The organism is Paenibacillus sp. AR247, assembly GCF_002968895.1.
GTDB lineage: Bacteria > Bacillota > Bacilli > Paenibacillales > Paenibacillaceae > Paenibacillus_AQ > Paenibacillus_AQ favisporus.
The window spans coordinates 18,972-24,514 of record NZ_PCZT01000007.1 but is presented as its reverse complement, the minus strand read 5'-3'; the positions used below and the strand labels follow the sequence as shown (position 1 = coordinate 24,514).

The 5,543-nt window shown below is 52.2% G+C and carries 4 protein-coding genes and 2 pseudogenes; all 6 read left to right on the top strand.

All coding sequences use genetic code 11. The features are described from left to right. The coding region (locus CPT76_RS39125; RefSeq protein WP_258168177.1) for a serine/threonine-protein phosphatase at positions 1-330 on the top strand (330 nt) is incomplete at its 5' end. Between the two features lie 166 nt (positions 331-496). After that, positions 497-1,235, top strand: a pseudogene (locus CPT76_RS07240) (vWA domain-containing protein). Continuing rightward, positions 1,219-2,166 (top strand): serine/threonine protein kinase, encoded by a 948-nt coding sequence (locus CPT76_RS07235; RefSeq protein WP_105442427.1) that lies wholly within the window; start codon positions 1,219-1,221, stop codon positions 2,164-2,166. The pseudogene CPT76_RS07240 and the gene CPT76_RS07235 overlap by 17 nt, the downstream one beginning before the upstream one ends. A 77-nt stretch (positions 2,167-2,243) precedes the next feature. Then, the gene (tilS, locus tag CPT76_RS07230; RefSeq protein ID WP_105442426.1) at positions 2,244-3,689 is read left to right on the top strand and encodes a tRNA lysidine(34) synthetase TilS; all 1,446 of its coding nucleotides are present in this window, start codon (positions 2,244-2,246) and stop codon (positions 3,687-3,689) included. A 52-nt stretch (positions 3,690-3,741) separates the two neighbouring features. Further along, complete coding sequence (hpt, locus tag CPT76_RS07225; RefSeq protein WP_076176679.1) at positions 3,742-4,281, top strand: hypoxanthine phosphoribosyltransferase; 540 nt, start codon at positions 3,742-3,744, stop codon at positions 4,279-4,281. A gap of 113 nt (positions 4,282-4,394) precedes the next feature. Beyond that, positions 4,395-5,543: pseudogene (locus tag CPT76_RS07220) on the top strand (ATP-dependent metallopeptidase FtsH/Yme1/Tma family protein); the annotation flags it as partial.

The following is a 5,543-nucleotide window of genomic DNA, read 5'->3' as shown; positions in this document are numbered from 1 at the left end:
GGCATTATTCAGGATATTGAGGTGGATCTGGTCACCTTGAAGCTGCAAGCAGGGGACATCGTTATCATGATGACGGACGGCATCTATGATGCGCCGGGTTACGCCGTGAACAAGGAATTGTGGATGAAGCGGATGCTGCAGGAGATTGAAAGTAACGACCCGCAGCATATTGCCGACTGCCTGCTCGAGAAAGTGATTCGTTACCAGCAAAATCAAATTCATGACGACATGACCGTCGTTGTAGGAAAGGTAGAGCATTACCAGCCGGAGTGGGCTACCCTGCATGTGCCGGGCGTCGACCGCATGGAGCGGCCGCGCACGGTCAGCTGACCGCATTGCCGGATCATGATCGGAGGTGAATATGTAAAACTAGTTGTTATCCGTCCCATTGCCCGGGAAATGGGATGGAGAGGCCGGGCAGCCGTTTGAATCTCTCAAAAGTGGAAATACTAGAACCTAAAGGGTGATAGACACTTTTGGGAGGAATGATGCCATCATGAAACAAATTTTATTAATTACGGACGGTTGTTCCAATGTCGGAGCAAGCCCGGTCATGGCCGCGGCTCATGCGCTGCAGGAAGGAATTACGGTAAATGTCGCCGGTGTGATCGATTACGGAACGATTGGGGAGCTTGGCAGCTTGGAAATTGCTGAAATTGCCAAGGCCGGCGGGGGGGTGAGCCGCATCGTGGGGACCAGGCAGCTGGCTCAAACGATGCAGATGATGACACGCAAAACGGTGGTTCAGACGATACAGCAGGCGGTTAATAAGGAGTTAAAGACGATTTTGGGGGACGGATCCCTGGAGGAGCTTCCGCCTCAGGCAGCGGTCTCAGGTGGTTCAAGTCGTGGATGAGCTGACCGAAACGACACCGCTTCAAGTTGCCCTGTTGATTGATGCCAGTGCCAGTATGAAGCCGAAGCTGGCTGCGGTCGAGGACGCCATTCGGGATTTGATGCTCAGCCTGCAGGCCAGGGAAGGCCTAAGTGAACTGGCTGTATTCCATTTTCCCGGACGGAACAGCGGAGAGGACGCCGTCATGGACTCCGACTGGATCCAGGATCTTGCCGGAGTGCGCAACTTGTTCCAACGAATCCAAATGAAAGGGGCCACGCCAACCGGACCGGCGATTCTGAAGGTGATTGATTTCTTCCGTTATGGTACACTAGACGGACAAACCTGGCGGGGAAATGACGGAGAAGGAGAAGGGATGCTCGGTGACTACGTCGTCTAGACCGGCATATCCGGCCGGAACGGTAATTACGGGAAAATGGCATAATAACCGCTTTGTGATCCGGCGAGTGCTTGGACAGGGCGGCAATGGCATCGTATACCTCGTTCACAAGGCCGGATACCGGAATTTGTACGCGCTGAAAATGGGGTATGACACGCTGGATCTGCAGTCGGAGATCAATGTGCTGACCTCATTGCAGTCACAGAGCAGGCGCCAGGACGGACTGAAGGGGAGCTTCAAAACTCCGTTTCTGCTGGAAGTGGATGATTTTACGGGGATGGGTAAAGAAGTGCCATTCTACGTGATGCGTTATATTGAGGGGAATCCGATCCATCATTTTATCCGCCGGCGGGGCGAGGAATGGGTTGGAATTACAGGGCTGCGGCTGCTCGAAAAGCTGACCGGCCTGCATCGGCTCGGGTTCATATTCGGAGACCTTAAGCCCGACAATGTCATGGTATCGGATTATGGGCAGGTGGAATTGATCGATTATGGCGGCGTCAGTAAAATTGGACGCAGCGTCAAGCAGTTCACGGAGTGGTATGACCGGGGTTACTGGAATGCCGGCAGCCGCAGCAGTGATGAAGCTTACGACTTGTTCGCTTTTGCCGTGCTGATAATCCAGCTTCTGAATGAAGAGGGACTGAAGGCGGCCTGCGCCCAGCTGCTTCCGCAGACGCGGAACAGTTCAGAGCTGCTCAATCTGATTGGCCGGAGCCCGAGGCTGAAGCCGTATGCCCAATGGCTGCGCAAAGCAATCCAAGGTGAGTTTTCAGGGTCCAGGGAGGCGCTGGCCGCGTGGAAACAGCAAATTTATGCACCGGCCATTTCCGGCAGAGCCCCGGGCAAGACGCCGAGGTGGCTGATCAATACGTTTGCCTTCTCAGTCATTATGCTGGGAGCTGCGGTGTACTTTGTATTTTTTAAATGAGCAACACCAGATCGGTGAGCTGTATAATAGAAGATATTGATACATAGGCATGAATGCGAGAAAAAAGGAGAACATGGATGGAGAGCAGGCAGAAGTTCAGCACAATTAAAGAGCAAGTGCTCCGCACGGCGGAAGAGCACCGCTTATGGTCTCCCCATGACACCCTCGTAGTCGCAGTATCCGGAGGTCCGGACTCTGTGGCTCTTTTGCATGTTCTGAAGGACATTTCCGAAACGGCGGTCCCCCTTAACCTCATTTGTGCCCACGCTCACCATGGGCTGCGGGCGGAAGCGGATGAGGAAGCCGAACTGGTCCGGCGGCTGGCCGCGGAATTAGGCATCCGGTTTGAGATGGCCAGAGTCGACGTACCCTCTTATATGAAGGAGAGCGGCAAGGGGGTGGAGGAGGCGGCCCGGTTCAAGCGCTATGAATTTTTGTTTGAAACGGCGCAGGCGTGCGGCGCCAACACTATCGCTTTGGCCCATCACGCCGACGATCAGGCGGAGACGGTGCTGATGCATTTGCTGCGCGGAAGCGGGCCGGGGGGGCTCCGGGGAATCCGGTTCAAAAGACGGGAAAAAAATGTGGAACTTATCCGCCCTTTCTTACGTATATACAAAACAGACCTCGTGGATATGTGTGAGCAGAATGGTTATCCTTACGCTGTCGACCAGACCAACTTCCAGACCGAGTACAGACGGAATGCAATCCGTCTGGATGTCCTGCCTTATTTAGGGCAATATAATAGTCGGATTGTTCAATCGATCAATCAGATGGCTGACATTATCGGCCCGGAAGACGACTTCGTGGAACAGGCAGCGGTGAACGCATACCGCGAACTGGTACAGTGTAATCATGGAAGGCACGCTTTTCGGGCGCCTTCCTTTTTGGCCTTACATGTCGCTTTACAACGGAGGTTGATTAAACTAATATTAAATTATCTGTCGCCGGGTTCCGAAAACACCGATTATCACAAGATCGAAACCATTCGGCACGGGATTCACCAGAAAGACAGCACAACATGGCACCTGGACCTGGGCTGCGGCCTGGTCTGCATACGCGAATACGATTGGATAACGTTTATGCACGGGATGCCGGAGAAGATGATTGGCTATACATATCGGTTGGATGCAATCGTCCCGGAGTTGTGGTTGGAAGAAATAAGGAAAGTCCTGAGAATGGCGGAGCATACGCCTGAAGTAAATCAATTGTCCAAGATGGCGTTAGACGGTCATCAAGCGGTTTTTGACGCCGATGAGCTGCAGTTTCCGCTCACGATCCGTTCAAGACAGCCTGGGGACACAATGAGAATCATGGGATTAAACGGAAGCAAAAAGGTAAAAGATATTTTCATTGACGCGAAGATACCTCCATCCATGCGCTCCCGCATACCGGTTCTTGTTGACGGTTCAGGCAGCATCGTATGGATCCCGGGTGTAAGGCGTTCGATTCATGCCGCTGTAGGTGCGCATACATCGACGGTGCTTCACTTTTCCCTGGAGGATGCGGGGAATGCGGAGTAACTGTAATGGTCATTGTTAGGCTTTCATAGTATAACGTAGGAGGTTCGCTCAGTTGCAAAACGATATTCAAGAAGTTCTGATCAGCGAAGAAGAAATCCAGAAGAAAATTAAGGAACTCGGTGCCGAGCTGAGCTCGGTATATGAGGGTCGCAACCCTCTTGTGATTTGTGTACTCAAAGGCGCGTTTATTTTTATGGCGGATTTGGTTAAAAATATGACAGTACCTATGGAACTCGATTTCATGGCCGTATCCAGTTACGGGGCGCAGACCAAGTCTTCGGGTGTTGTCAAAATCATCAAGGATTTGGATGTCCCGGTTGAAGGACGTGACGTGCTGATTGTCGAAGATATTATCGACAGCGGTCTCACGCTGAGCCATCTGATTGAGCTGCTCAAGAGCCGCAACGCCAAATCGACGTGCGTGGTTACGCTCTTTGACAAACCTGCCCGCCGAACAGTGAAGCTCGAGGCGGATTATACCGGATTCGTACTCCCTGACGCGTTTGTTGTCGGATACGGTCTGGATTACGCTGAGCATTACCGGAACCTGCCCTACATCGGGATCTTGAAACCGGAAATCTATACCCACTAATTGCGCTACTCAAGCCCATGAGCTTAAGCACGCTCATGCCTTTACCACCTCTATTTGAGATGGTTAGACAGGCTATGGTAAAATAATTAAAGTGTTTTGAGAGGAGGTAGGGGATGAATCGGTTCATCCGGAATTCTGGTTTTATTTGATTCTTTTTTAGTTGTGGTGGGCATAGTCCAGTTTGTCAGCAACAGCGGTGAATCTGCTGACAGCCCTAGATACGATCAATTGCGCCAGCAAATCGCTGCTGGTAACGTATCGGAAATTACGGTTCAATTCGACGGTTACGCCTATCTGGTAACCGGTAAATATAAGAATAAACCGGCCGACGTTAAATCAGAGAATTTCTCGACCTACACTCCGGCTACAGATGCTGCAATCGATGAGTTGGTAGCTGCCAGTGACAAAACCGGCATGAAATTCACCCAGAAGAAAATGGAAGGCGAAAGCGTCTGGCTGACGCTGCTCTCCTCCCTGATTCCTTTGGTTATTATGTTTATTCTCTTCTTCTTCCTGTTCAATCAGTTATTATGTTTATTCTCTTCTTCTTCCTGTTCAATCAAGCGCAGGGAGGCGGGGCAAGGTTATGAACTTCGGCAAGAGCCGCGCCCGTCTATATAATGAAGAGAAGAAAAGGGTTACCTTCGAGGATGTTGCGGGAGCCGACGAAGAGAAGCAGGAGCTTGTCGAAGTCGTTGAATTCCTGAAGGATCCGCGGAAGTTTGCCGCGGTAGGTGCCCGTATTCCTAAAGGGGTTCTCCTCGTAGGCCCTCCAGGTACAGGTAAGACCCTCCTCGCCCGTGCCGTAGCGGGTGAAGCCGGAGTTCCGTTCTTCAGTATTTCGGGTTCGGACTTCGTGGAAATGTTCGTCGGTGTCGGTGCATCCCGTGTGCGTGACTTGTTCGAGAATGCCAAGAAGAACGCACCATGTATTATCTTCATTGACGAGATTGATGCCGTAGGTCGTCAGCGCGGTGCCGGACTCGGCGGCGGGCATGATGAGCGCGAGCAGACGCTGAACCAGCTCCTCGTAGAGATGGACGGTTTCGGCGGCAACGAAGGCATCATCATCGTGGCTGCAACGAACCGTGCCGACATCCTCGACCCTGCGCTTCTGCGCCCAGGCCGTTTTGACCGTCAAATTACGGTCGATCGTCCGGACGTGAAAGGCCGCGAGGCAGTACTGAAGGTTCACGCACGCAACAAGCCGCTGACCAAAGACGTCAAGCTGGATGTTGTAGCTAAACGTACGACAGGTTTTA